This window comes from Bradyrhizobium sp. 164 (assembly GCF_023073715.1).
GTDB lineage: Bacteria > Pseudomonadota > Alphaproteobacteria > Rhizobiales > Xanthobacteraceae > Bradyrhizobium.
In genome coordinates, this window is sequence record NZ_JADPKA010000006.1 from 104,845 (window position 1) to 126,605 (window position 21,761).

At 65.3% G+C, this 21,761-nt stretch carries 23 protein-coding genes, 1 tRNA gene and 1 pseudogene; 10 read left to right on the forward strand and 15 right to left on the reverse strand.

Features of this window, described 5'->3' with window-relative positions; genetic code table 11:
• Positions 1–35 precede the first annotated feature (35 nt).
• Positions 36–176: a hypothetical protein gene (locus IVB01_RS02215; protein WP_247276349.1), complete on the forward strand. Its 141-nt coding sequence runs from the start codon at positions 36–38 to the stop codon at positions 174–176.
• 4 nt (positions 177–180) lie between these two features.
• Here the strand turns inward: IVB01_RS02215 and IVB01_RS02220 are convergent, their stop codons facing one another.
• Positions 181–984 carry an enoyl-CoA hydratase-related protein gene (locus IVB01_RS02220; RefSeq protein ID WP_247276348.1) on the reverse strand — a complete coding sequence of 268 codons (804 nt, stop codon included), beginning with the start codon at positions 982–984 and terminating at the stop codon, positions 181–183.
• A 153-nt stretch (positions 985–1,137) separates the two neighbouring features.
• On the opposite strand from IVB01_RS02220, the gene IVB01_RS02225 reads away from it, so the two are divergent.
• On the forward strand, positions 1,138–2,112 hold the full coding sequence (locus IVB01_RS02225; protein ID WP_247276347.1) for a ketopantoate reductase family protein: 975 nt from the start codon (positions 1,138–1,140) through the stop codon (positions 2,110–2,112).
• Between the two features lie 3 nt (positions 2,113–2,115).
• Here the strand turns inward: IVB01_RS02225 and IVB01_RS02230 are convergent, their stop codons facing one another.
• Positions 2,116–2,793, reverse strand: coding sequence for an alpha/beta family hydrolase (locus tag IVB01_RS02230; protein ID WP_247276346.1), 678 nt, complete (start codon positions 2,791–2,793; stop codon positions 2,116–2,118).
• 122 nt (positions 2,794–2,915) lie between these two features.
• Between IVB01_RS02230 and IVB01_RS02235 the strand changes: the two genes are divergently transcribed.
• On the forward strand, positions 2,916–4,061 hold the full coding sequence (locus tag IVB01_RS02235) for an acyl-CoA dehydrogenase family protein (protein WP_247276345.1): 1,146 nt from the start codon (positions 2,916–2,918) through the stop codon (positions 4,059–4,061).
• A gap of 11 nt (positions 4,062–4,072) precedes the next feature.
• Here the strand turns inward: IVB01_RS02235 and IVB01_RS02240 are convergent, their stop codons facing one another.
• Together IVB01_RS02240 and IVB01_RS02245 are read right to left on the reverse strand one after the other, a co-directional pair.
• A complete protein-coding gene (locus tag IVB01_RS02240; protein ID WP_247276344.1) occupies positions 4,073–5,212 on the reverse strand; it encodes an amidohydrolase/deacetylase family metallohydrolase in 1,140 nt (379 codons plus the stop codon).
• Between the two features lie 126 nt (positions 5,213–5,338).
• Positions 5,339–5,415, reverse strand: a tRNA-Arg gene (locus IVB01_RS02245).
• A 136-nt stretch (positions 5,416–5,551) separates the two neighbouring features.
• Here IVB01_RS02245 and IVB01_RS02250 point away from each other — a divergent pair.
• Complete coding sequence (locus IVB01_RS02250; RefSeq protein ID WP_247276343.1) at positions 5,552–5,911, forward strand: VOC family protein; 360 nt, start codon at positions 5,552–5,554, stop codon at positions 5,909–5,911.
• 13 nt (positions 5,912–5,924) lie between these two features.
• On the opposite strand, the gene IVB01_RS02255 is transcribed toward IVB01_RS02250, so the two are convergent.
• The 5 genes and pseudogenes from IVB01_RS02255 to IVB01_RS02275 all read right to left on the reverse strand — a co-directional run.
• Positions 5,925–6,881: a tripartite tricarboxylate transporter substrate-binding protein gene (locus IVB01_RS02255; protein WP_247276342.1), complete on the reverse strand. Its 957-nt coding sequence runs from the start codon at positions 6,879–6,881 to the stop codon at positions 5,925–5,927.
• A 49-nt stretch (positions 6,882–6,930) separates the two neighbouring features.
• Positions 6,931–7,302 carry a cupin domain-containing protein gene (locus tag IVB01_RS02260; RefSeq protein WP_247276341.1) on the reverse strand — a complete coding sequence of 124 codons (372 nt, stop codon included), beginning with the start codon at positions 7,300–7,302 and terminating at the stop codon, positions 6,931–6,933.
• A 25-nt stretch (positions 7,303–7,327) separates the two neighbouring features.
• Positions 7,328–7,966 carry an RraA family protein gene (locus tag IVB01_RS02265; RefSeq protein ID WP_247276340.1) on the reverse strand — a complete coding sequence of 213 codons (639 nt, stop codon included), beginning with the start codon at positions 7,964–7,966 and terminating at the stop codon, positions 7,328–7,330.
• A gap of 34 nt (positions 7,967–8,000) precedes the next feature.
• Positions 8,001–9,518, reverse strand: a complete 1,518-nt coding sequence (locus tag IVB01_RS02270) for an AMP-binding protein (RefSeq protein ID WP_247494226.1) — start codon at positions 9,516–9,518, stop codon at positions 8,001–8,003.
• A 111-nt stretch (positions 9,519–9,629) separates the two neighbouring features.
• Positions 9,630–9,921: pseudogene (locus IVB01_RS02275) on the reverse strand (alpha/beta hydrolase); the annotation flags it as partial.
• Positions 9,922–10,181: 260 nt separating this feature from the next.
• Between IVB01_RS02275 and IVB01_RS02280 the strand changes: the two are divergent.
• Positions 10,182–10,811 (forward strand): hypothetical protein, encoded by a 630-nt coding sequence (locus IVB01_RS02280; RefSeq protein WP_247276338.1) that lies wholly within the window; start codon positions 10,182–10,184, stop codon positions 10,809–10,811.
• Between the two features lie 192 nt (positions 10,812–11,003).
• On the opposite strand, the gene IVB01_RS02285 is transcribed toward IVB01_RS02280, so the two are convergent.
• Both IVB01_RS02285 and IVB01_RS02290 read right to left on the reverse strand, forming a co-directional pair.
• Complete coding sequence (locus IVB01_RS02285) at positions 11,004–11,207, reverse strand: hypothetical protein (protein ID WP_247276337.1); 204 nt, start codon at positions 11,205–11,207, stop codon at positions 11,004–11,006.
• 18 nt (positions 11,208–11,225) lie between these two features.
• A complete protein-coding gene (locus tag IVB01_RS02290) occupies positions 11,226–12,233 on the reverse strand; it encodes a 2-dehydropantoate 2-reductase (RefSeq protein ID WP_247276336.1) in 1,008 nt (335 codons plus the stop codon).
• A gap of 163 nt (positions 12,234–12,396) precedes the next feature.
• Here IVB01_RS02290 and IVB01_RS02295 point away from each other — a divergent pair, with 163 nt between their 5' ends.
• Entirely contained in the window at positions 12,397–12,972 is a 576-nt protein-coding gene (locus IVB01_RS02295) for a YidB family protein (RefSeq protein ID WP_247276335.1), read from the forward strand.
• A 28-nt stretch (positions 12,973–13,000) separates the two neighbouring features.
• The gene (locus IVB01_RS02300) at positions 13,001–13,273 is read left to right on the forward strand and encodes a GlsB/YeaQ/YmgE family stress response membrane protein (RefSeq protein WP_247276334.1); all 273 of its coding nucleotides are present in this window, start codon (positions 13,001–13,003) and stop codon (positions 13,271–13,273) included.
• 129 nt (positions 13,274–13,402) lie between these two features.
• Here the strand turns inward: IVB01_RS02300 and IVB01_RS02305 are convergent, their stop codons facing one another.
• Positions 13,403–14,188, reverse strand: a complete 786-nt coding sequence (locus IVB01_RS02305) for an SDR family oxidoreductase (protein WP_247276333.1) — start codon at positions 14,186–14,188, stop codon at positions 13,403–13,405.
• Between the two features lie 233 nt (positions 14,189–14,421).
• Between IVB01_RS02305 and IVB01_RS02310 the strand changes: the two genes are divergently transcribed.
• From IVB01_RS02310 to IVB01_RS02320, 3 genes are all read left to right on the forward strand, one after another.
• Entirely contained in the window at positions 14,422–15,486 is a 1,065-nt protein-coding gene (locus IVB01_RS02310; RefSeq protein ID WP_247276332.1) for an acyl-CoA dehydrogenase family protein, read from the forward strand.
• Positions 15,487–15,502: 16 nt separating this feature from the next.
• Positions 15,503–16,663 (forward strand): acyl-CoA dehydrogenase family protein, encoded by a 1,161-nt coding sequence (locus tag IVB01_RS02315; RefSeq protein WP_247276331.1) that lies wholly within the window; start codon positions 15,503–15,505, stop codon positions 16,661–16,663.
• A 196-nt stretch (positions 16,664–16,859) separates the two neighbouring features.
• Positions 16,860–17,678: an enoyl-CoA hydratase/isomerase family protein gene (locus IVB01_RS02320; protein WP_247276330.1), complete on the forward strand. Its 819-nt coding sequence runs from the start codon at positions 16,860–16,862 to the stop codon at positions 17,676–17,678.
• A 172-nt stretch (positions 17,679–17,850) separates the two neighbouring features.
• Here IVB01_RS02320 and IVB01_RS02325 read toward each other — a convergent pair whose 3' ends face one another.
• The 3 genes from IVB01_RS02325 to IVB01_RS02335 all read right to left on the reverse strand — a co-directional run bounded on the left by IVB01_RS02325 (position 17,851) and on the right by IVB01_RS02335 (position 21,646).
• A complete protein-coding gene (locus IVB01_RS02325; RefSeq protein WP_247276329.1) occupies positions 17,851–19,965 on the reverse strand; it encodes an acetate--CoA ligase family protein in 2,115 nt (704 codons plus the stop codon).
• Between the two features lie 143 nt (positions 19,966–20,108).
• Positions 20,109–20,855: a hypothetical protein gene (locus IVB01_RS02330; protein WP_247276328.1), complete on the reverse strand. Its 747-nt coding sequence runs from the start codon at positions 20,853–20,855 to the stop codon at positions 20,109–20,111.
• 2 nt (positions 20,856–20,857) lie between these two features.
• The gene (locus IVB01_RS02335) at positions 20,858–21,646 is read right to left on the reverse strand and encodes an enoyl-CoA hydratase (protein WP_247276327.1); all 789 of its coding nucleotides are present in this window, start codon (positions 21,644–21,646) and stop codon (positions 20,858–20,860) included.
• Between the last annotated feature and the right edge of the window lie 115 nt (positions 21,647–21,761).

Below are 21,761 nucleotides of genomic sequence, written 5' to 3' on the forward strand. Positions count from 1 at the left end.
GTCCCTGTTCACAACTCTCTTGCTTGAGGCCGACTATGGATCAGTGCGCACTGAGCTACAATCCACCAAAAAAGCTCGCGATCGACGAGCGCAGGACACTGGAAACGCTGCGCCGGATGCGGCAGGACGATGATGCCGTCTATCGCAGCATCAACAACATCTGCCGCGGCTGCTGAACGCCTAACCTTTGCCGCCCCGCCAATTCGCCGCCCGCTTCTCGGCAAACGAGGCCAGCCCTTCCGCCGCCTCTGCGCTCTGGCGCTTGACCGAATGCAGGTGCACGAGGCGCGTGTAAGCGGCATCGTCCACCGCCATGCCGCCGAACGAGCTCTCCATCGCGAGCATTTTGGTTTCGGCCATCGCTTCCGGCCCGTTGGCGAGCAACTGCTCGACCACCTTGCTGCCTGCGGCCTCCAGTTCGGCGAGCGGCACCACCTCGTGGACGAGGCCGATGCGGCGGGCGTCCTCGGCGCCAAAGCGCTCGCCGGTCAGCGCGTAGCGGCGGACTTGCCGTACACTCATTGCGTCGCAGAGCTGCGGGATGATGATGGCGGCGGTCAGGCCCCAGCGCACCTCGGTGATCGAGAACAGGGCGTTGTCCGCGGCGATCACGACGTCGCAGGCCGCGATCACGCCGGTGCCGCCACCGAAGCAGCCGCCCTGCACCAGCGCGACCGTCGGAACCGGCAGCGTGTTGAGCCGCTGCACGGCCTCGAAGGTCGCTCGCGAGGCCGCCTCGTTCGCTTGGGTCGATTGCGGTCGCACGCCGTTGATCCATTTGAGGTCGGCGCCGGCTTGGAAATGCTTGCCATTGCCCCGGAGCACGACGACGCGGAGGCTCTGCTTCTTGCCGAGATCGTCCATGGCCGCGAGCACGCTCGCGATCAACGCGCCGTCATAGGCGTTGTTGACCTCGGGACGGTTCAGGGTGACGGTCGCAACGCCGCGCTCGTCGAGGGTCCACAACACTGGATTGGCGGTCATCGGCGATCCTCCGGTCGATTTGTTTGCCGCGCACTATGGCCGAGGCCGCGCGCCCTGATCCATATCTTTCCGGCGTGGGGCGGCCGCGTCCATCGCATGGCGGCTTGTGTCATGCTGGCACCAGGCGGCAAGAGATCAGGACGGGACACAGACATGCGCATCTGCATTTTCGGCGCGGGCGCCGTCGGCAGCCACATTGCGGTACGGCTGGCACGCGCGGGCCATGAGGTCAGTTGCGTGATGCGGGGGGCGCACCTGGAGGCGGCGCGCGCCGGCGGCCTCAAGCTGCGCGTCGGCGATTCCGAGGTCGGCGCCAAGGTGAACGCGTCCGGCGATCCGGCCCAACTCGGGCCGCAGGACGTCGTGATCTCGACGCTGAAAGCAACCGCGCTTCAGGGACTGGTCTCCAGCATCAAGCCGCTGCTGCAAGACGACACCGCGATCGTGTTCGCGCAGAACGGCATTCCCTGGTGGTACGGCATCGGCCTGCCGCCGCGACACCCCACGCCGCCGGACATTTCGTTTCTCGATCCCGGCGGGCGCTTGCGCGCCTGCATCCCGAAGGAACGCATCGTCGGCGGCATCGTCTTCTCGTCCAACGAGGTGATCGCGCCCGGCGTGGTGCAGAACCTCACCCCGGACCGCAACCGCCTCTTGATCGGCGAATGCGACGACCGCAATTCCGAGCGCATCACCAGGCTGCGCGGTGTCTTCAACGATGCCCGGCTGGAATCGCCGCCGGTGGCCGAGATCCGCGAGGCGATCTGGTCAAAGCTCCTGACTAACATGTCGCTGTCGGTGCTGTGCCTGCTCACCGGCCAGACCGCGCGCGGCGTGCGCGACGATCCCGCCTTCACTGAAGTCATTCCGCGCATGCTGAACGAGGCCAACGACATCGCCCAGCACTTCATCCCCGAGGTCAAGCGCGTGACCCGCAGCGGCCCCGCCCCCAATCACAAGCCATCGCTGCTCCAGGATTACGAGCTCGGTCGCGCCATGGAGATCGACGTGCTGGTGAAGGCGCCGGCCGCCTTCGCGCGCGCCGCCGGCCTATCGACGCCTGCCCTCGACCTGATCGCCGCGCTGGCGATCCAGAAGGCGCGCGACAAGGGGCTCTATGCGGCGTGAGCTTCAGGCAAGCCCATCGATCCAAGCCGCCAGCGTGTCGAGCACCTCTGTCAGCGCCTCGTCATTGCTGCGGCCGGACTTTTTCAGGACCGCGAAGGAGTGATCGCCGCCCTCGATCTCATGCAGCGTCGCCTTCGCTCCGAGCCGCGCGACGACCGGCTTGAGATGGCCGAGATCGGCAAGCCCGTCGCGCGTCCCCTGCAGGAACAGCATCGGGATTGCGATGGCGGCGAGATGCTCGGCCCGATCGACCGACGGCTTTTTGTCGGCATGCAGGGGAAAGCCGAGGAAGGCGAGCCCTTTGACGTGAGGCAATGGGGCCTTGGACTGCGCCTGCGAGGTCATGCGCCCGCCGAACGACTTCCCGCCGGCCACGAGCTTCAATCCCGGGCACAGCCGCGCCGCCTCCACGGCCGCCGCGCGGATCGCGACGTGGGCGACCGCCGGTGGATCGGGACGCCGCTGCTTCTTCTCCATGTACGGGAAATTGAAGCGAAGCGTCGCGATGCCGCGGTCAGCGAGACCTTGTGCGACCTTCTCCATGAACGCATGCCGCATATCGGCGCCTGCGCCGTGCGCCAGCACGTAGCAGGCGCGCGCCTCGGCCGGCTGCGTCAGGATCGCCGAGACTGTGCCGATGCGCTCGATGTCGAGCTTGAGCTCTTGAGTTTTGGCAGCCAAAATCAGACACCCTGATGCATTTCCGGCCGCCTTGGTAGCGTCACTGGCGCAGCCTGAAAACACAATAATTGCCGCGCCCTGCCGGCCTACCAAGCCGGACAGCCGCATTAACCGAGGTAACCATGTCCTACCGCTCCTCCTGGATGACCGAAGAGCTCGAAATCTTCCGCGACCAGTTCCGGAAATATCTCGCCAAGGATCTGGCGCCGCACGCGCAAAAATGGCGCGAGCAGAAAATGGTCGACCGCTTCGCCTGGCGCGGGCTCGGCGAGATGGGGGCGCTGCTGGCAAGCGTGCCGGAGGAATATGGCGGGTTGGGCGCCACCTTCGCCTATGACGCGGCGGTGCTGGACGATCTCGAAAGCACGGTGCCGGAGCTGACGACGGGGGTCTCCGTGCACAGCGCCATCGTCGCGCACTATATTCTCAATTACGGCTCGGAGGAGCAGAAGAAGCGCTGGCTGCCGAAGATGGCCTCGGGCGAGATGGTCGGCGCCATCGCCATGACCGAGCCCGGCACGGGCTCGGATCTGCAGGCCGTGAAGACCACGGCGAAGAAGCAGGGCAATTCCTACGTCATCAACGGCCAGAAGACGTTCATCACCAACGGCCAGGCCGCTGATCTCGTCATCGTGGTCGCACGTACCGGCGAGGCGGGCGCGAAAGGCATCTCGCTGATCGTGGTCGAGACGGCGGGCACTGAAGGCTATCGGCGCGGGCGCAACCTCGACAAGATCGGCCTGCACGCCTCCGACACGTCGGAGCTGTTCTTCGACAATGTCACCGTGCCGCCGGACAACCTGCTCGGCAAGGAGGAAGGCCAGGGCTTTGTCCAGCTGATGCAGCAATTGCCGCAGGAGCGCCTCGCGCTCGCGGTCGGCGCCGTCGCCGCGATGGAGCGTGCGATCAAGCTCACCACCGACTACACCAAGGAGCGGAAAGCCTTCGGCAAACCGCTGATGGACTTCCAGAACACCGCGTTCAAGCTCGCCGAGCGCAAGACCGAGGCGATGATCGCGCGCGTCTTCGTCGACTGGTGCATCGAGCGCCTGATCGCAAAAGACCTCGACACGGTCACGGCGTCGATGGCGAAATATTGGTGCTCGGAGAAGCAGGTCGAGACCGCCGACGAATGCCTGCAGCTGTTCGGTGGCTACGGCTACATGCAGGAATACCCGATCTCACGCATCTTCATCGATTCCCGCATCCAGAAGATCTACGGCGGCACCAACGAGATCATGAAGCTGTTGATTGCAAGGTCGCTGTAATCGCGTCCTGCTCAATTCGGATGCCACCAGCGGCCGCCGATAACGACACCGTCGGAGACGATCTTGCGATCGCCGATCAGGTGCTCGCCGACGACGTCCTCGTAATCGAACTGGCCCTGCTTGACCGAGATCAGCGTGGCGTCGCCGACGCTGCCCGGTTTGAGGCTGCCGAGCTCGGGGCGGCGCAGCGCCATCGCCGCATTCACCGTCGAAGCCGCAATCACATCCGGTAGCTCCATGCCCATGCACAGGAATTTCGACATGGTCGTGACCTGGTCATAGGCGGGGCCGTCGATGCACAGCATGTGGATGTCGGACGAGATCGTGTCCGGATAGAAGCCGTTGGCGAGCATCGCGCGCGCGGTCTTGAACGCGAACGAGCCCTTGCCGTGACCGATGTCGAACAGCACGCCGCGCTCGCGTGCATCCAGCACCGCCTTCTTCACCGTGCCCTGCGCGGTCGCGGGCGTGTTGGGGAAGGGGCGGAACGCGTGGGTGAGCACGTCGCCTGGGCGCAGGCGGGCCAGCACCTCCTCATAGCTCGGCGGCGGGTGATCGATATGCGCCATCAGGGGCATGCCGACCTCGTTCGCGACTTGGAGCGCGATGTCGAGCGGCACGGTTCCGGACGTGCCCGAGGAGTGCAGGCCCACACGCACCTTGATGCCGACGATGAGATCGCGATTGGCATCCGCCACCTTGGCCGCGTCGATCGGATTCATCAGCCGCAGCTCCTCGCTCTCGCCGACCATGATCCGGTGCGAGAAGCCGAAGATGCCGGCATGCGAGACGTGCAGATAAGCGAGAATGCGGACCTGGCTCGGCTCGATCACATGCTTGCGAAAGCCTGCGAAATTGCCCGGCCCGGCGCTGCCGGTATCCACCGCCGTGGTGACGCCGGAGAGGCGGCAGAACTCCTCGGCATCGATGCCGAGCGAGGTGCCGCCCCAATAGACATGGGTGTGCAGATCGATCAGCCCCGGCGTCACGATGTAGCGTGACGCGTCACGGACCTCGGTGCCCGGATCGGCCTTGAGCCCGCTGCCGACCGCTGCCACCTTGCCGCCGGCAAAAGCGACATCGGTCACGGCATCGAGCTTCTGGGACGGATCGACCACACGGCCGCCGCGCAGGATCAGGTCGAAAGGCATCGTCGTCTCCGGATAGTGCTGTGAGGTGTGGCGGGCACGTCGGCCGGGCCAGCAAGGAAGGAAGCCGCTCGCTTCTAGCAATTTTTGCGCCGAGCGGCGTGGCAAACCGTAACGGTGCCCTGAAAATGGCGATCCCGGGAAGACTCGAACTTCCGACCTACGGTTTAGGAAACCGCCGCTCTATCCGGCTGAGCTACGGGACCGCGGAACCCGGAGTTGCGGGTTCGGCCCCCTCATAGCAGAGCAGGATGCCGTTCGCCAGCCGCAAGGCGGGTCATCGCCAAGCCGAGCGAGGAGGCTGTACAATCGCGTCTGGGTTGACCCTGCGGAGCAGCTCCCATGATCGAAAGCATCAGCGCTATCACCCTCGGCACGCACGACATGGCGCGCGCCGTTCACTTCTATCATTCGCTGGGGTTCGAGCTCCTCTATGGCGGAAAAGCCGCGGCATTTACCAGCTTTCGCGCCGGGACCGGCTATCTCAACCTGACGGCACAGCCGGACGACAAGCGCTGGTCCTGGTGGGGCCGCGTCATCTTCTATGTCGCCGATGTCGACGCGACTTTTGAGCAGGCGCGCGCCGCCGGATGGCGGCCCTCGACCACGCCGCGCGATGCGGAATGGGGCGAACGTTATTTCCATCTCACCGACCCCGATGGCCATGAGCTCAGCTTCGCGCGGCCGCTCCGCGGAGTTTGAAGAGGCCGGATAGCTAAGCCCTGATATTGTTATCCTTTACCACCTTGCCCCAATAAGCGACCTGCTTGTCGAAGAAGCCCTTGAACGCGGCGCCGTCCTCGAGCAGCAGCGTCATGTGCTGGGTGTCCTTGAGCTGGGCGGCGGTCGCGGGCTCACTCAGGATCTCCTTGGAGGCCGTCGCCATGGCCGAAACGATGTCCGGCGGCGTGCCGGCGGGCGCGAAGATGCCCCACCAGGCGAGCGTCTCGAAGTCCGGAAAGCCCGCCTCGATCGCGGTCTGCGTGTCCGGCAGTGCCGGCAGCCGCTCGCGGCCAAGCTGCAGGATCGGTCGCAGCATGTTGGTGCCGAGCTGGGCTGCGACCAGCGCCGCCGATCCCGCAATCAGATCGACATGGCCCCCGAGCACGTCGTTCATCGCCGGGCCGCCGCCGCGATAGGGTACGTGCATGATCTCGACACCGGCCTTGCTGCCGAGCACGGTCATGGCGAGATGGCCGAGCGTGCCGATGCCGACCGAGGCATATTTCACCGCGCCGGGCGTCGCCTTGCAGGCCGCCACCACGTCCGCGAAACTCTTGTAGGGACGGCCGGCGCCGGCCGCGATGACGTAAGGCGCGGTGCCGATCAGCAGGACCGGCATCAGCTCACGCTCGACATCCACCGGCGGCTTGTCGAGGATGGATGGAATCACCGCATGGGAATCGAACGTCACCAAAAATGTCGAGCCGTCCGCGGGGCTCTTGGCCACCTGCGCCGCTCCGAGCGCGCCAGCGGCGCCCGACTTGTTCTCGACCACGACGATGCGGCCAAGCCTGGTTTGCAGATTGGACTGCAACAGCCGCGCCATCGCGTCGGTCGATCCGCCCGGCGGAAACGGCACCACGAGCGTGATCTTGCTCCCTTGCGCCGCCGCCTGCGCCATTGCGAGGATGGCCGGCGCAGCCAGGAGCGTACGTCGCGTGATCGTCATGGTCCCCTCCCTTTGATCCCCGCGCGCTTTGCTTTTTCTTTTGAGCGCTTCAGGTCGTCCCGAAACCGGATCCCGGTTTCCTGTATTCTGGCCTTGGTGGACTAAAGATGTCCAGCACGCGGGCGCCGTCGGGGCCGGCGCGCATCGTGTGCGGCACGTTGCCGGGTGTGCGCCAGAAATCGCCCTTCTTGACCGGGATTTCCTCATCGCCCTGGACGCGGATGGCGGAGCCGTCGAGCAGCACGCCCCATTGCTCCTCGGGATGATGGTGCAGCGTGCCCTGCGCGTGCGGCGCGAGCGTCACCACCGACAGCATCGCCTGCTCGCCGGAGAAGATGCGCGTGGTCACCCCAGCCGCGAGTTCGCGAAACAGCCCGTCGCTGGGATCATCGATATTGTGGAATTCATTCTTCTGGCTCATGCCATCCTCTCTTGTCGTCGCCTGATCAGGACTTGCCGTAGGAGCCCTGGTAGCGCCCCTCGCGAATCGCCTTCAGCGTCTCCTCCTCGCGCGCGACCTGGACGCGCACCGCCTCCAGCAGAGCCGCGGCGCCCGCGGCGGGAAACGACACCACGCCGTCCTCGTCGCCGACGACGATATCGCCGGGCGCAATCACGCTGCCGCCGATCGTGACCGGCACGTTGATCTCGCCGGGGCCGTTCTTGTAGGGGCCGCGATGGATCACCGCGCGGGCGTAGCAGGGAAAGTCGTCGGCCGCGAACGCCGCAACGTCGCGGATCGCGCCGTCGATGACATAGCCTTCGGCTTTGCGCCATTGCGCGATGTTCTTCATGATCTCGCCGACCAGGGCTCGCGACTCGTCGCCGCCGCCATCGACCACGATGACGTCGCCAGGGCCGACCAGCTCGAGCGCGCGGTGGATGGCGAGATTGTCGCCGGGACGGGTGCGCACCGTGAAGGCCGCTCCCACCAGCTTGCCGCCGCGATGAAAGGGCCTTAACCCCACTGCGCCCGGCAGCCGGGCCAGATTGTCTGAGATCACCGAGGTCGGCGCGTCGCCGAAACCTGCGATGATGCTCGCCGGCGGCTTCGGCACGCTGCTCGCTGCGATGGTGATCGTCATGTCGTCCTTCCGTGTTCTTGTCCGTGTTTTTGTCTTATTCGGCGTGCGCCCGCGCCTTCGCCGGCCAAATCCGGAAGGCGCGCCCCTCCTTCATCCACGCCGCGCGCTCGTCGCGCAACAGGGTGCGGCGGACTTTGCCGGAATCATCGCGCGGCGGCGCGTTGACGATCTCGAAACTCTCCGGGTGCTTGTAGCGGCTGAGCTTGTCCTTCAGGAAATCGGCCACGCCATCAGCGATGGCCTGACCGTCGGCATCGGGCTCCGGCTCGATGATGGCGTGGACGCGCTGGCCCAATTCCGGATCGGGCAATCCCACCACGACGCAGGAACGCACGCCGGGACAGGCGGAGACGGCGGCCTCAACCTCGGCCGGATAGATGTTGGCGCCGCCGCGCAGGATCATGTCGGCAAGACGGTCACCGAGATAGAGATAGCCTTCCGCATCCAGCCGGCCGATATCGCCAAGCGATTCCCAGCCGTCGGCACGGCGCTTCGGCTCGGCGCCGAGATAGTGATAGGTCGCGTCCGTGCCGTCATTGTTGAGGAAATAGATCTCGCCGGTCTCGCCAAGCGCGACATCGTTGCCGTCCTCGCCGATGATGCGAAGCTTCGCCATGTCGCCGATCTTGCCGACCGAACCCTTGTGCGTCAGCCATTCCGTACCGGAGATGATGCAGGCGCCCTGGCGCTCGGTGCCGCCATAGAGCTCCCAGATCCGCTCGGGCCCGAGCCAGGCGATCCAGTTCTCCTTCAGCCAGGGCGGCATCGGAGCAGCCATATGGAAAACCGTCTGAAGACTCGATACATCGTAGGCGTTGCGCACGGTCTCCGGCAGCGCCCAGATCCGGTGCATCATGGTCGGCACGAAATTGACCCATTGCACGCGCTCGCGTTCGATCTGCCGCAGCGTCTCCTCAGCGTCGAACTTGACGAGGCCGGTGAGCTTGCCGCCGGCGAACAGCGCGTAATGCGACACGATGAACGGCGCATTGTGATACAGCGGGCCGGGATTGAGCAGTGAGACCCCGAAGGCGATATTCAGCGGCGGCGCAGCGACGGTGTCGGTCACTGCCGGATGATGGTCGAGGATCACCTTGGGACGGCCGGTCGAGCCGCCTGAGGTCATGGCCTTCCAGTAGCGCGCCACCGGCGGGTCGAGCGGCTCGTCCGAAAAACCTTGCGGCACGAAATCAGCCGGGAGACGGTTCGGCGCGTTCCAATCGGCCTCGCCGCCGACCACCAGCGCCGGCTTGAGGATGTCGAGCACCGCGGCGGCTTCGCCGCGCGGCAGCCGCCACGACAGCGAGGTCGGCGTTGCCCCGCACTTCCACACCGCAAAGGATGTCTCGAAGAACGCGTTGCTGTTGGGTAATCCGATCGCGACGAAGTCACCGGGCTTGACGCCCTTGGCCATGAACGCCCGCGCGCGCCGGTTGGCGCCACGCTCGAGCTCGTCCCATGTCAGCGTCTCCTGCCCATGACGGACGGCGATCGTGCCGTGCGGTTTGCGCTCAGCGTACCAGCGCGGCACGTCGGACAGAGGCAGCAGCATCAGGCGTTTCCACTTCGTCTTTTTGGCGCCGCCTCACGATGAGGCGCTCACAGTGCGAAGTGTAACAGCCAAAGCCAAGCCTTCAAGGCACAAGCCTTCAAGGCATGCGCATCAGCGCTCCGCGCTGCAGCCCGCACTATCGAACAGTGCCGCGAGCCCGCACCGCGAGGTCAGCATCTGGTCGCCGTCATGGCCGACGCCGGGAACGTCCAGATCTTGTGATTGGGCGTGCGGTGGTTGCGCTTGGCCATCGCCTCCGCATAGGCATGTCCGCGGGCGTAGCGCGTGGCGCCTTGCGCCTTCGCCATGCAGCTCTTGTCGAGCGCGCGATGCTCCGGATTGGTTCGAGGGTGCCGAGCAGATAGATCACCTCGCGCTCGACATAGCGCTGTTCGAGCGCGGCCGGCGCCACGTTCGCACCAGGGCGGTTGCGACGATACCTGCCAGCGCTCGCAACGGACATTCTCCTTCGAATTCAGACCAATAAAAGTTTAAGCGCATCACCTGCCGCGCGGCTGTGACTCCCGCGCCACGTCAAGCAAAAAATGTCAGCAGCCCAGCCATGAAATTCCCGGGTTCCATGGGTGACAAGCCGGCGATAAAGAGGCAAAAATCCGGCTCGACTCAGGTGGGGTTGAGTCGTGCAAGGAATGCTCTCGTAAAATGTCGGTCGTAGTTGCATCGCGTCGTGCGGCGCCGCTTCTCGTTACCGCAGCAGGATTATTTCTGCTGACGCTGCCGCATGCCCGGGCGCAATGGTGGAAGCGCGCGCCGGTCGACTTCGAGCAATGCGCTGACGCCGCCGAGAAATCTCCGACCAAGGCTGAGAAGACGGCGGCGCTCGCCGATTGCAACGCCAAGTTCGCTGGCCGCCGCAAGGCAGGCGGCGGCTATTCCTATTACGACTTCCTCCAGGATCGCACCTTCGACATCGCCGGGCCGAATCCGACCCCCGAGGAGCAGAAGAAGATCGACGAAGCCTACACCGCCTATCTCGCCAGTCAGCGCCGCAGCAATGAAGCGGCCCAAGCCACCGCGCGACAGCAGCGCGAGCAGCAGGAACAACAGGTCCAGCAGCTCCAGCAGATCGCACTGCGAACCGAGGTCGAACGCGCACGCGTGCCCGTCCCGGTTGAGCGGCCGAAGGTGCAGCAGACTGTCGGCCCGAAGCCGAAGGGCGCGCCCTGCACCAAGGGCTCGTTCTCCTGCGAGTGGCCGCGCCTGTCGGAAAGCTTGAACGATTTGAAGAAGTTGTTCAATCCAACGCAGAGCAAGCCGGCGAAGAAGGGTTAGCTGGCCGCTCCCAACTCCGCTGTCGTCCCGGACAACCTTAAGCGCAGATCCGAGACCCATCGCCACAGGGAGGAGTTGTCGCACGCAGTCGGCAACCACGAGTCTTCGCCACACCCAATCCTGTGATTATGGGTCGGGGATCGGCGCGCGCTTTGGGCGCGCTTGTCCGGGACGGCGGCGCAGAGCGTGGCGTCAGTTCGCGTGCTTCTTCTTAGTGCGCTTGGGTTTGATTGCGGGCGCCGCTGCCGTTGGCGGAGCGCTCAACGCCTTGCGGCTCTCCTGCAATCGCGCGTCATAGCCCGGAGAGTTCACGACCGTCGGCGGTCTTGCATCAGCGAACGTGGATGCGCCGCAGAGCGCAGCCAGCGCGAGCCCGATCATCAAACAACGCTTCATCGCACTGCTCCTTCGCGCTCACGCTGATCCGCGAATCTGCCGTGGCGTCAGCCCGGGTGAGCCCTTGCCCGCGACTTCGGCTTCCTTGATCAACGCAACAATGCGGCGCATCAGCGGCACGTCGATATTGTTCTGTTCGGCCAGCGCGATGACCGCGCCCTGAAGATAGTCGATCTCGGTCTTGCGCCCTTGCTTCAGGTCCTGCCACATCGAGGAACGCGCCTCGGGGTCGATCTTCATCGTGCGGCCCAGGATCGCATTGAAGATTACATCTGGCAGCCTCAGCAAGGTCGGCGTCCATCCCATTGGGATCGGCGTTGCCGAAACCGGCGCGATGCCGGCGGCCTTCAGCGCGGCGAGGCCCTCGGCCATCTGGTCCGCGAACAGCCTTCGCCAGTCGCGGCTCGCCAATTGAGCGGCGAGCGGCATGTCGGAGAGCGCGCTGAGCGCGTTGTTCAGATTGATGATCAGCTTACCCCATTGCACGCCGGTGATGTCGCGGCTCGCGCGCATGGTGAGCCCCGGAACCGAGAGCGCCGCGGCCGTGTTCTCCGCATCCTCTCCGATATGAATATCGCCGGAGGTCGAACGGTGGAAACGGCCCTCACCCATCGCGATCACGTTGAACGGCACCATGCCGGCGAGCACGCGCCGGCCGCCGAGACGCTCGCCTAGCACCGCGACATTGCCGATGCCGTTCTGAAGCGAGACCACGACGGCGTCGTGCGGCGCATGCTGCCCGATCTGCTCCGCGACATCGGCGGTGTCGGCGCTCTTCACCGTCACCAGCACGATGCCGGCGCTGTGGAAGATCGAAGGGTCCTCCGACAAAGCGAGCTGGCCAGCACCGAGCTTGTTCTCGGAGCCATCGTGGTCCGTCAGCCGCAGGCCGAAGTGTTCGATCTCGCCCTTCACCCGCGGCCGCACCAGCAGCGCGACGCGGCGGCCCGCGGCCGCCAGCATGCCGCCGACGAAACAGCCGATGGCGCCGGCGCCGGCCACCACGATCGGTCGATCCGTAAGCACTGATCTCGCTCCCTGAATGACCGGCCTTCGATAGCAGAGGCGAAGCCGGCTGCCCATCGCGTCGCAGCCGCCTTGTAACCGTCATGACTGCCCCATATGTTCTCGCCCCGGGGGCCTGTCAGCGGCGAGCGCTCGCCGAACGAGACGCCAAAGGGAGAGCACGATGGGTCTACTCGACGTCCTCAACGGCATGCAGAACGGCCCGCGCGGCCCCAGCACGCCCAGCTCCGAGCAATCCTCCGGCGGCATGTCGCCGATGACCATGGCGCTGCTCGGCCTGCTCGCCTGGAAAGCCTTCAAGCATATCACCGCAAACCAATCTGGCACGGCCCCGCAACCGTCGCCGACGCCTGCGCCGCCGCCGGTGAACACCGCAGACAGCGGTGGGCTTGGCGGTCTCGGAGGCTTGCTGAAGGGCGGCCTTGGCGGCCTGCTAGCGGGCGGCGCGGCCGGCACCGTGCTGAGCGGCGGGCTTGGCGATCTCCTCAACCAGCTCCAGCAGAGCGGCCATGGCGACGCCGCAAATTCCTGGGTCGGCAAGGGCGAGAACAAGCCGATTGCACCGGGCGATCTCGCCAGCGCGCTCGGCGCCGACCAGATCGACAGCCTGTCCGCCCAGAGCGGCCTGTCGCGCGAGGAGCTGCTCTCCGGCCTCAGCCAGTATCTGCCGCAGGTGGTCGACCATCTGACGCCGGACGGAAGGCTGCCGACCGAGGACGAGCTCTCGGGCCGCATCTGATTGTCGTCAAAGGGAGGGGAGCACTGTCATGAGCATGGGCGGCCTGTTGTGGATCATCCTCGTCGGCTTCGTTGCCGGCCTCATCGCGCGCTGGCTCGCGCCGGGGCCGAACAATCCGAGCGGCTTCATCCTCACCACCATCCTCGGCATCGCCGGCGCGTTTCTCGCGACCTTCGTCGGCCAGGCCATCGGCCATTACAGCCCCGACCAGGGCGCCGGCTTCATCATGGCCACGATCGGCGCCGTGGTGGTGCTGTTCATCTGGCACCGCCTGGTGGCCAGCGGCGTGATCAAGGGATGATCGCCGCAGGCCGTAGGGGAGCCTGCCGCCTCACACGGCGTCATTGCGAGGAGCTCTTGCGACGAAGCAATCCAGACCGTCGCCGCGGACGCTTTCTGGATTTGCTTCGCTTAGCTCGCAATGACAGGGTCACGTAATCAAATGCATCCCCGCATCCATGCGCACGACCTCGCCGGTCATATTGCTGGAGGCCGGCATCGCGAGGAAGCAGACGAGCTGCGCGATGTCTTCCGCGCTCGAGGCGACCTTGAGCGGCACTTTCGCCACCACGCTGTCGCGCACCTGTTTTGCGCCGGCCTCGCCGCGGCCCTTGGTGAACCAGGGCGTGTCGATATAGCCGGGGCAGACCGTATTGACGCGGATCAGCGGCGCCAGCGCGCGCGACAGCGACAAGGTCATGGTGTTGAGCGCCCCCTTGCTCGCGGCATAGGCGATCGACGAGCCGACGCCGCTGATGCCGGCGACCGAGGACACGTTGACCACCGCCGACGACCGGCCCGAAGCCTTGGCGCCGGCCTCGAGCAGGCTGCGTGCCGCGCGTACCATCTGGAACGATCCGATGGTGTTGACACCATAGACCCGCTGGAAATCTTCCGCCGACAAGCCGTCGAGATCGGCGTGAGCGACGTGCTTGGTGGTGCCGGCATTGTTGACGAGCACGTCGAGCCGGCCCCACCCGGCCGCCGCTGCGACGATCTTGCGGCAATCGTCATCCTTTGAGACGTCGCCCTGCGCGACCAGGACTTCCGCGGCGCCGGCCTTGCGGCAGAGCTCAGCCGTGGCCTCGGCTTCCTTCTGGCTCGAGGAATAGTTGATGACGAGCCGGGCCCCGCTCCGCGCGAGAATTTCCGCGGTTGCAGCACCCAGGCCGGATGCCGACCCCGTCACGACTGCGCACAAGCTGTCCTTTGCCATCCCTGATGTTCCTCCCTGATCTGATGTCGGCGTCTTGTTTAGCGAGTTTGCCGCGCCCTGCAAATCGAGCAAACTCCGCTAAGCGGAATTAGCTTGTCGCCCATGCCGGCGCTGCAGGTTGGCCTGCGATCAACGCTTGTCAGGGCCATGGCTTTTTCCGATCATCGGGCGCAAGAAGACACCGCGCGCCCATCCACGGGCGGACGCGCCAATGGCAAAGCACGGGGAACGCTGTGGCGGAGAGTGACAATATCGTCGTCGAGACCGCGGAAAAAATCTTCGCTGATCTCGCCGATCCGCAAACCATCAACAACGACAAGAAGAATTCGTGGCAGGCGCCGCTGTGGCAGGCGCTGAGCGAGGCCGGCCTGCCGCTCTCGTGGGTGCCTGACGACCTCGGCGGCTCCGGCGCCAGCCTTGCCGACGGCTTTGCCCTTCTGAACGCTGCGGGCCGCTTTGCGGTCGCGGTTCCGCTGGCCGAGACCATGCTCGCGGGCTGGCTGCTCGCGCAGGCCAAGATTGCCTCGCCCGAGGGCGAGATGACGGTGCTGCCGGCCTCGCCAAAGGATCACATCACGCTCGATGCCGACGGCGCGCTCTTCGGCCGCGCGCGCGGCGTGCCCTTTGCCAAGGCGGCGAAGCATTTTGCGGTGCTGGCGCGGGGCAAGGACGGCATGTCCATCGCGCTGGTCGATGCGAACAAGTCCCGGATCGAAGCCGGGCTCAATGTCGGCTACGACCACAGCGACACCGTGACGCTCGATAAGGTTCAGCCCGTCACCCTCAAGCCCGCGCCACAAAGCTTTGAGCAGACCACGCTGATGCTGATGGGCGGCGTCGCGCGCAGCCTTCAGATCGCCGGCGCGCTGGAATCCATGCTCGATATCTCCGTTCGCTATTCCAACGAGCGCGTCGCCTTCGAGAAGAAGATCTCGAAATTCCAGGCGGTGCAGCACAATCTCGCACGCCTCGCTGGTGAATCCGCCGCAGCGCTGGCGGCCGCGACCTCTGCCGCCGATGCGATTGCGAACGCCAAGGCGTTCGACGACGAGGTTTATCTCGAAGCCGCCTCCGCAAAAATCCGTTGCGCGGAAGCTGCGGAAAAGGGCGGCGCCATCGCGCACCAGGTCCACGGCGCGATCGGCTTCACCATGGAGCATATCCTGCACCGCTACTCGCTGCGGGCGCTGGCATGGCGCGACGATTTCGGGTCGGAGAGCCATTGGGCCGTCGAGCTCGGCAGGCTCGTTGCAAACCGCGGCGCCGATGAATTGTGGCCGCTCGTGGCTTCGCGCTGATCAGGGGACGACCACAATGACCGCTGCCCTCCGTTTCGATCCGATCCGCCTCCCCGAAAAATGCGAGCAATTGCGCAAGGAAGTGCGCGCCTTCCTCGCCGAAGAAATTGCCGCCGGCACCTTCGATCCGCACAAGCCCAACCGCGAGGACACCGACGCGCCGGAATTTTCGCGCCGGGTCGGCGCCAAGGGCTGGCTCGGCATGACCTGGCCCAAAAAATATGGCGGCCAGGAGCGCTCGTTCCTCGAACGTTACGTCGTGACCGAAGAGATGCGCGTGGCGAATGCGCCGACGCGGCGCTTCTTCGTCGCCGATCGCCAGAGCGGACCGGTGCTGCTGAAATATGCGCCCGAGCACATCAAGATGGAGATCCTGCCGCGCATCTGCCGCGGCGAGATCTGTTTCGCTATCGGCATGAGCGAGCCGAACTCCGGCTCCGACCTGTTCGCGGCAAAGACACGCGCGACCAAGACCGACGGCGGCTATCTCATCAACGGCACCAAGATCTGGACCTCGTCGGCGCATATTGCCGACTACATGATCGCGATCTTCCGGACCTCGCCGCCGACCAAGGAAAACCGCCGCCACGGCCTGACCCAGTTCCTGGTCAAGATGAAGCAGCCGGGCATCAAGGTGAACCCGATCGGCCAGATCACCGGCCAGTACGAGTTCAACGAGGTCGTCTTCACTGATCACTTCATTCCCGACGATCATGTGCTCGGCGAGGTCGATGGCGCCTGGAAGCAGGCGACATCGGAGCTTGCCTATGAGCGTTCAGGCCCCGAACGCTTCCTCGAAACCTATTACGTGCTGACCGAGCTGGTGCGCGCGATCGGCCCCAACCCGGACACGCGCAGCGCCGAGGGCATCGGGCGCCTGGTTGCGCAGCTCCACACCATGCGGCGCATGTCGGTTTCGGTTGCCGGCATGCTGCAGGCCGGCAAGGAGCCGGTGGTGGAAGCGTCCATCGTCAAGGATATCGGCACGGTCTGGGAGCAGCAGCTGCCGCACCGGGTGCGCGATCTCGCCGCCTTCGTCGAGGAGACCGCGACCAACCGCGAGACGCTGGAGCGGCAGCTCGATTTCGCCATCAAGACCGCACCGAAACTCACCATCCAGGGCGGCACCACCGAGGTGCTGCGCGGCATCATCGCCCGCGGACTGGGCTTGCGTTAGGACGAATGGACGACACGATCGCGGCTCGCTCCGGCCACCTCTCCCATAGGGAGAGGTCGATTTGCGTCAGCAAATCGGGTGAGGGGTTACGCCCTCACCAGGACCGCAGCCCCTCACCCGGCGCTACGCGCCGACCTCTCCCGATGGGAGAGGTGGTTCTTCGCTACTGAGAGATCGAGATGTTTGGAGACAACCTATGAGCACCTATAATGACATCGGCGTCGAGAAGGTCGGACATGTCGGCACCATCGAGATCCGCCGCCCGCCGCTCAACTTCTTCGACATCTCGCTGATCAACCAGATCGCGGATGCGCTCGACGAGTTCGACCGCGACATCGAAATCCGCGCCTCGGTTCTATCGGCACAGGGCAAGGCATTCTGCGCCGGCGCCAATTTCGGCGATCCGGCGCGGCAGGCGCAGGAAGCGCGCGAAGCGGAGAAGACCGCCAAGGGCGATCCGGCCGACAGTCTCGGGCCGATCAACCATCTCTACATCCAGGCCGTGCGCATCTTCCGCGCCAAGAAGCCGATCGTCGCCGCCGTGCAGGGCGCTGCCATCGGCGGCGGCCTGGGCCTGGCGGTCTCCGCGGACTTCCGCGTCACCTGTCCCGAAGCCCGCTTCTCCGCGAACTTTACCAAGCTCGGCTTCCATCCCGGCTTCGGCCTGACCGTGACGCTGCCCGAGCTGATCGGCAAGAACAACGCCGAGCTGATGTTCTATACCAGCCGCCGCGTCACCGGCGAGGAGGCTTACAAATGGGGCCTCGCCAACGAGCTGGTGCCGCAGGACCAGGTCAAGGCGGCCGCGATGAAGCTCGCCAGCGAGATCGCCGAATGCTCCCCGCTCGGCCTGCTCTCCACCCGCGCCACGATGCGCGCCGGATTGGCCGACCGCGTCATGGCGGCGACCAATCACGAACTCGCCGAGCAGACGCGGCTGCGCGCGACGGAGGATTTTAAGGAGGGCGTGAAGGCGACGGAAGAACGGCGCGTGGCGAATTTTAGGGGAAGGTAGCTCGTCGGGTGAAGGCACCTCTTTGTTCCTTCTCCCCTTGTGGGAGAAGGTGGCGCGAAGCGCCGGATGAGGGGTATCTATCCATGCGATCAAGTCCGTATTTGCGGAGAGATACCCCTCACCCGTCTCGCCGGGATGCGGCGAGCCCCCCTCTCCCACAAGGGGAGAGGGTTTAAGTGCGCCCCACCACCAGCGCGTCGACGATCGTCACGCCCTGCCCCTCCGGGTGCACCAGCACCGGGTTGAGCTCGATCTCCGCGATCTCCGCTGCATGCCGTGCGGCAAGCACGGAGATATCGGCGACGAGCTGCGCCAGACCCGTGACATCCGCCCTCGCCCCTCCGCGAAAACCGTTCAGGAGCGGCGCAGCCTTCAATCCTGCCAGCATCGCGCCGGCCTCCTCCGCACCGACAGGCGCCGGACGATAGATCACATCGCGGAATAGCTCGGTCGTGACGCCGCCGAGCCCCACCATCACCATCGGGCCAAATGTCTTGTCCGTCATCGTTCCCACGATGATCTCGACGCCCTTCTTCGCCATCGGCCCGACCAGCACACCTTGAATGACCGCCGCCGGCCGCTGCCTGCGCGCATTGTTGAGCAACGCTTCGAATGCCAGGAAGACCTCGCCCTTGGTGGTGATGTTGACCCGCACGCCATCGACTTCGCTCTTGTGCGCGATGTCGGGCGACTGGATCTTCATCACCAGCGGAAAGCCTACGCGGGCGACGGCTTCATCCAGCCCGGCCTTTTCCGTCACCAACACTTCGTCCGGCAGCCCGATGCCGGCGCCGCGGAGCAATGCCTTGCTGTCGGCCTCGGACAATGCCTGCTGCTTCAAATGCGCAGAGAGATCGCGCACCGGCAACCGCGTCTCGTCCGCGGGCTTCGGCAGATTGAACATTGCGTAGTCGACGAGCCGCCGCATCGCGACGCCGACATGAGTCAAACCGGAGAGGACCACGACACCGGACTTCGCGAGCTCCCGCCGCGCGAAGTCGGAGGGCACCGTGTAGGAATAGAACGCGACCGGCTTCTTCTGCGCCGCCAGCGCCGGCGTCAGCTCGGCCTCGTCGAACGGTTTGCGCACCTCGCTCGACAGTGAGAGCACGACCAGCACCGCGTCGACCTCGTCGGAGGCGGTGAGCAGGTCGACGCTCTTCTGCAATCCGCCGGAGGTCACGCCTTGCGCCGTAACGTCGATCGGGTTGCGTGCGGTGCCGTAGGATGGCATCAGCGTTCGGATCCCGGCCTGGATCATTTCGGAGAGCTCCGGCACCTGCAAGCCTTGCAGTGCCACAGCATCCGCGGCCCAGATGCCGGCGCCGCCGGAGACGGTGACAACGGCGACGCGATCGCCCTTTGGCAGCGGATTGCTGGCGAGCAGCGCCGCGATCGTCAGCGCCTCGTCGAGATCGTTGGAGACGATGAATCCGTATTTCGCGAACACCGCGTCATAGGCCGTCGACCAGCCGGCCATGCTCGCCGTGTGCGAGGCTGCCGCCCGCTGGCCTGCGCCGGAACGGCCGACTTTTGTCACGATGACGGGCTTTCTCGTCTCGGCAGCGCGCCGCGCCGCGGCCAGAAACTTGTCGACGTCACGGATGCCTTCGATGAACAGCAGGATCACGTCGGTCGAGGCGTCCTGCACCAAATAGTCCAGGAACTCGCCGGCGCCGAGATCGGATTCGTTGCCGGCGCTGACAACGTAGCTCACGGCGATACCGATCGCCTTCGCACGATGATAATAGGCAAAGCCGATGCCGCCGCTCTGCGCGACGATGCCGATCCGCTTTTGCGTAGCGACCAGCGGTACCACACCCGGCTTGACGTCCGCTGCGGGACTGAAGGTGGCCGCCACGCGCTGCATTTGGCTGAAGAAGCCCTCGGCATTGGGGCCGGAAATCCGCATGCCGGTGCGTCTCGCCAGCGCCGCGATCGCGTCCTGCATTGCTGCGCTGTCGCCGCCCTCCTCCGCGAAGCCAGAGGAGATGATGACGGCGTTCTTGACCCCGGCGGCGGCGCATTGCTCGAGCGCTGGCAGCACTGCGCGGGCCGGAATGACGATGACGGCGAGATCGACCGGAGCGCCGATCTCGGCGATCGATTTACAGCAGGCGAGCCCATCGATGTCGGCATAGTTCGGGTTCACCGGATAGATCTTGCCGGGATAATCGTTCTTGCGCAGCATCGACAAAAGCCGCCCCGGAATCTTCTCGTGATCGCGCGAGGCCCCGATCAGCGCGATGCTCGCGGGCGCAAAGAAGCTGTCGAGCGGATGCGGCATGGCGTGTCCCTGTTGTTTTTCGATTAGTCTATCCGTGATGGCCGGGCTTGTCCCGACCATCCAACGCCGTCATTCCAGCTCAAGAACGCGGATGCCCGGGACAAGCCCGGGCACGACGACACGGTGAGAGATGAGCCGACAAATCAAGCGACGCGGAACGTTACACCACCTAACAAGAACTCGTTGCCGGCAACGGCCAGCCCCTTCGCCTTGGCCGCATGCAGCACGCCCGCCACGTCAGCCACCCGAAACTCCAGCGCGCTCATGATCTCGCTGGCCCCCTTCACGAATCGGAAGCTTGCATTGGGCAGCTTCAGTTCGGCGTCGCGCGGCGCAATACCAATGATCTTACCCCAGTGCTCCGCCAGCCCCTGCGGGTCTGGGCTTTGCATCTCCACGGTCGTCAGCGCCTGCGTCACATCCTTGCGGATGAATTTTTGCCAGTCGGGTCCCGCCGGCGGATAGACGCCGAGAATGTCGTCGCTGCCTTCGGTGTGATTGAACTCGATGAAGGCGGCGCGGCAGTCGCGGGGGTGGAGCTGCACGCCGTGATAGGGCGCATGGTCGATGACGTTGGCGGTGCGCACGCCCAGCGCGTTGGCGTTGCGGCCGCGCTCGTCCGGATCGTTGCAGCAGAAGATCGCCATGTAGCCGCCGCGGCCGCCGGTCTTCTCAATGAAGCGGCCGGCCGTGGTGCCGTCCTTGAAGGGCGCCACGACTTCCAGCAGGATTGTGTCGACCGGGAGCAGCGCGTTCTCCAGACCGTATTTCGCGACATTGCCGTCGCGATAGCACACAGTGAGGCCCATGATCCTGGCGATGTCCGTGATGACAGGCTCAAGCTGCGGCGCCACCAGGCAGATCTGACGCAGCCGGATATAGGGCGCCATCGTCATGCGCCCTTGAAGGTCGGCTTGCGCTTCTCGACGAAGGCTTTGGCGGCCTCCTTGTGGTCCTCGGTGTCGCCGCATCGGGTGTGATGGATCGCCTCGCCATCGAAGCAATCCTCCAGCGCCAGATGCTCGGCATTGTTGATGTTGCGCTTGATGAAGCCAAGCGCAATCGATGGGCCCTGCGCCAGCGACAGCGCGAGCTCGTGCGCGGCAGCGTCGATCTCGGTGTCGGGAACCACCTTCGTCACCATGCCGATCGCATGCGCCTCTTTTGCAGTCAGCACCGGCGACATCAGATAGAGCTCGCGCGCCCGCGCGCTGCCGAGCAGTTGCGTCAGAAAATAGGTCCCGCCGTAATCGCCGGAGAAGCCGACCTTGGCGAAGGCCGTGGTGATCTTGCAGGATTCGCTGGCGATGCGCAGGTCGCAGGACAGCGCCATCGACAGGCCGGCGCCGGCCGCCGCGCCGTCGAGCTGCGCCACGATGGGCTTTGGCATCTGATGCAGGATGCGCGAGACCTCCATGCCGCGGCGCAGGTTTGCGAGCTTCTGCTCGAACGGCAGCGGCGCGCGGCCCTCCGCCATCGACTTGACGTCGCCGCCGACGCAGAAACTGCCGCCCGCGCCCTTGAACAGCACCGCCCGCACCTCCGGATCATCGGCCGCGCGCCGCGCCGCCTCGACCAGTCCGGCGACCATGTCGGGGTTGAGCGCGTTCTTCCGCTCCGGGCGATTCATCGTGATGGTGAGCAGCCCGCCTTCGAGCTTTTGCAGGACCATGTCGTTCATGGGACGTCTCCCTTGTTGTTTTAGCTATCACCACACCGTCATTGCGAGCAAAGCGAAGCAATCCAGAAGTGTTTCCGCAGATGCCGTCTGGATTGCTTCGTCGCTTCGCTCCTCG

What these genes read in the sequence shown, in the direction of transcription:
- IVB01_RS02325 (WP_247276329.1), bottom strand. Translation starts at nt 19,965, where the DNA reads ATGCCGCATCCGCTCGACAGCTTCTTTGCGCCCGCGAGCATCGCGCTG.
- IVB01_RS02265 (WP_247276340.1), bottom strand. Translation starts at nt 7,966, where the DNA reads ATGACGATCACCATCGCAGCGAGCAGCGTGCCGAAGCCGCCGGCGAGC.
- IVB01_RS02225 (WP_247276347.1), top strand. Translation starts at nt 1,138, where the DNA reads ATGCGCATCTGCATTTTCGGCGCGGGCGCCGTCGGCAGCCACATTGCG.
- IVB01_RS02215 (WP_247276349.1), top strand. Translation starts at nt 36, where the DNA reads ATGGATCAGTGCGCACTGAGCTACAATCCACCAAAAAAGCTCGCGATC.
- IVB01_RS02260 (WP_247276341.1), bottom strand. Translation starts at nt 7,302, where the DNA reads ATGAGCCAGAAGAATGAATTCCACAATATCGATGATCCCAGCGACGGG.
- IVB01_RS02235 (WP_247276345.1), top strand. Translation starts at nt 2,916, where the DNA reads ATGTCCTACCGCTCCTCCTGGATGACCGAAGAGCTCGAAATCTTCCGC.
- IVB01_RS02250 (WP_247276343.1), top strand. Translation starts at nt 5,552, where the DNA reads ATGATCGAAAGCATCAGCGCTATCACCCTCGGCACGCACGACATGGCG.
- IVB01_RS02220 (WP_247276348.1), bottom strand. Translation starts at nt 984, where the DNA reads ATGACCGCCAATCCAGTGTTGTGGACCCTCGACGAGCGCGGCGTTGCG.
- IVB01_RS02295 (WP_247276335.1), top strand. Translation starts at nt 12,397, where the DNA reads ATGGGTCTACTCGACGTCCTCAACGGCATGCAGAACGGCCCGCGCGGC.
- IVB01_RS02300 (WP_247276334.1), top strand. Translation starts at nt 13,001, where the DNA reads ATGAGCATGGGCGGCCTGTTGTGGATCATCCTCGTCGGCTTCGTTGCC.
- IVB01_RS02330 (WP_247276328.1), bottom strand. Translation starts at nt 20,855, where the DNA reads ATGGCGCCCTATATCCGGCTGCGTCAGATCTGCCTGGTGGCGCCGCAG.
- IVB01_RS02280 (WP_247276338.1), top strand. Translation starts at nt 10,182, where the DNA reads ATGTCGGTCGTAGTTGCATCGCGTCGTGCGGCGCCGCTTCTCGTTACC.
- IVB01_RS02315 (WP_247276331.1), top strand. Translation starts at nt 15,503, where the DNA reads ATGACCGCTGCCCTCCGTTTCGATCCGATCCGCCTCCCCGAAAAATGC.
- IVB01_RS02305 (WP_247276333.1), bottom strand. Translation starts at nt 14,188, where the DNA reads ATGGCAAAGGACAGCTTGTGCGCAGTCGTGACGGGGTCGGCATCCGGC.
- IVB01_RS02255 (WP_247276342.1), bottom strand. Translation starts at nt 6,881, where the DNA reads ATGACGATCACGCGACGTACGCTCCTGGCTGCGCCGGCCATCCTCGCA.
- IVB01_RS02240 (WP_247276344.1), bottom strand. Translation starts at nt 5,212, where the DNA reads ATGCCTTTCGACCTGATCCTGCGCGGCGGCCGTGTGGTCGATCCGTCC.
- IVB01_RS02285 (WP_247276337.1), bottom strand. Translation starts at nt 11,207, where the DNA reads ATGAAGCGTTGTTTGATGATCGGGCTCGCGCTGGCTGCGCTCTGCGGC.
- IVB01_RS02320 (WP_247276330.1), top strand. Translation starts at nt 16,860, where the DNA reads ATGAGCACCTATAATGACATCGGCGTCGAGAAGGTCGGACATGTCGGC.
- IVB01_RS02270 (WP_247494226.1), bottom strand. Translation starts at nt 9,518, where the DNA reads ATGCTGCTGCCTCTGTCCGACGTGCCGCGCTGGTACGCTGAGCGCAAA.
- IVB01_RS02335 (WP_247276327.1), bottom strand. Translation starts at nt 21,646, where the DNA reads ATGAACGACATGGTCCTGCAAAAGCTCGAAGGCGGGCTGCTCACCATC.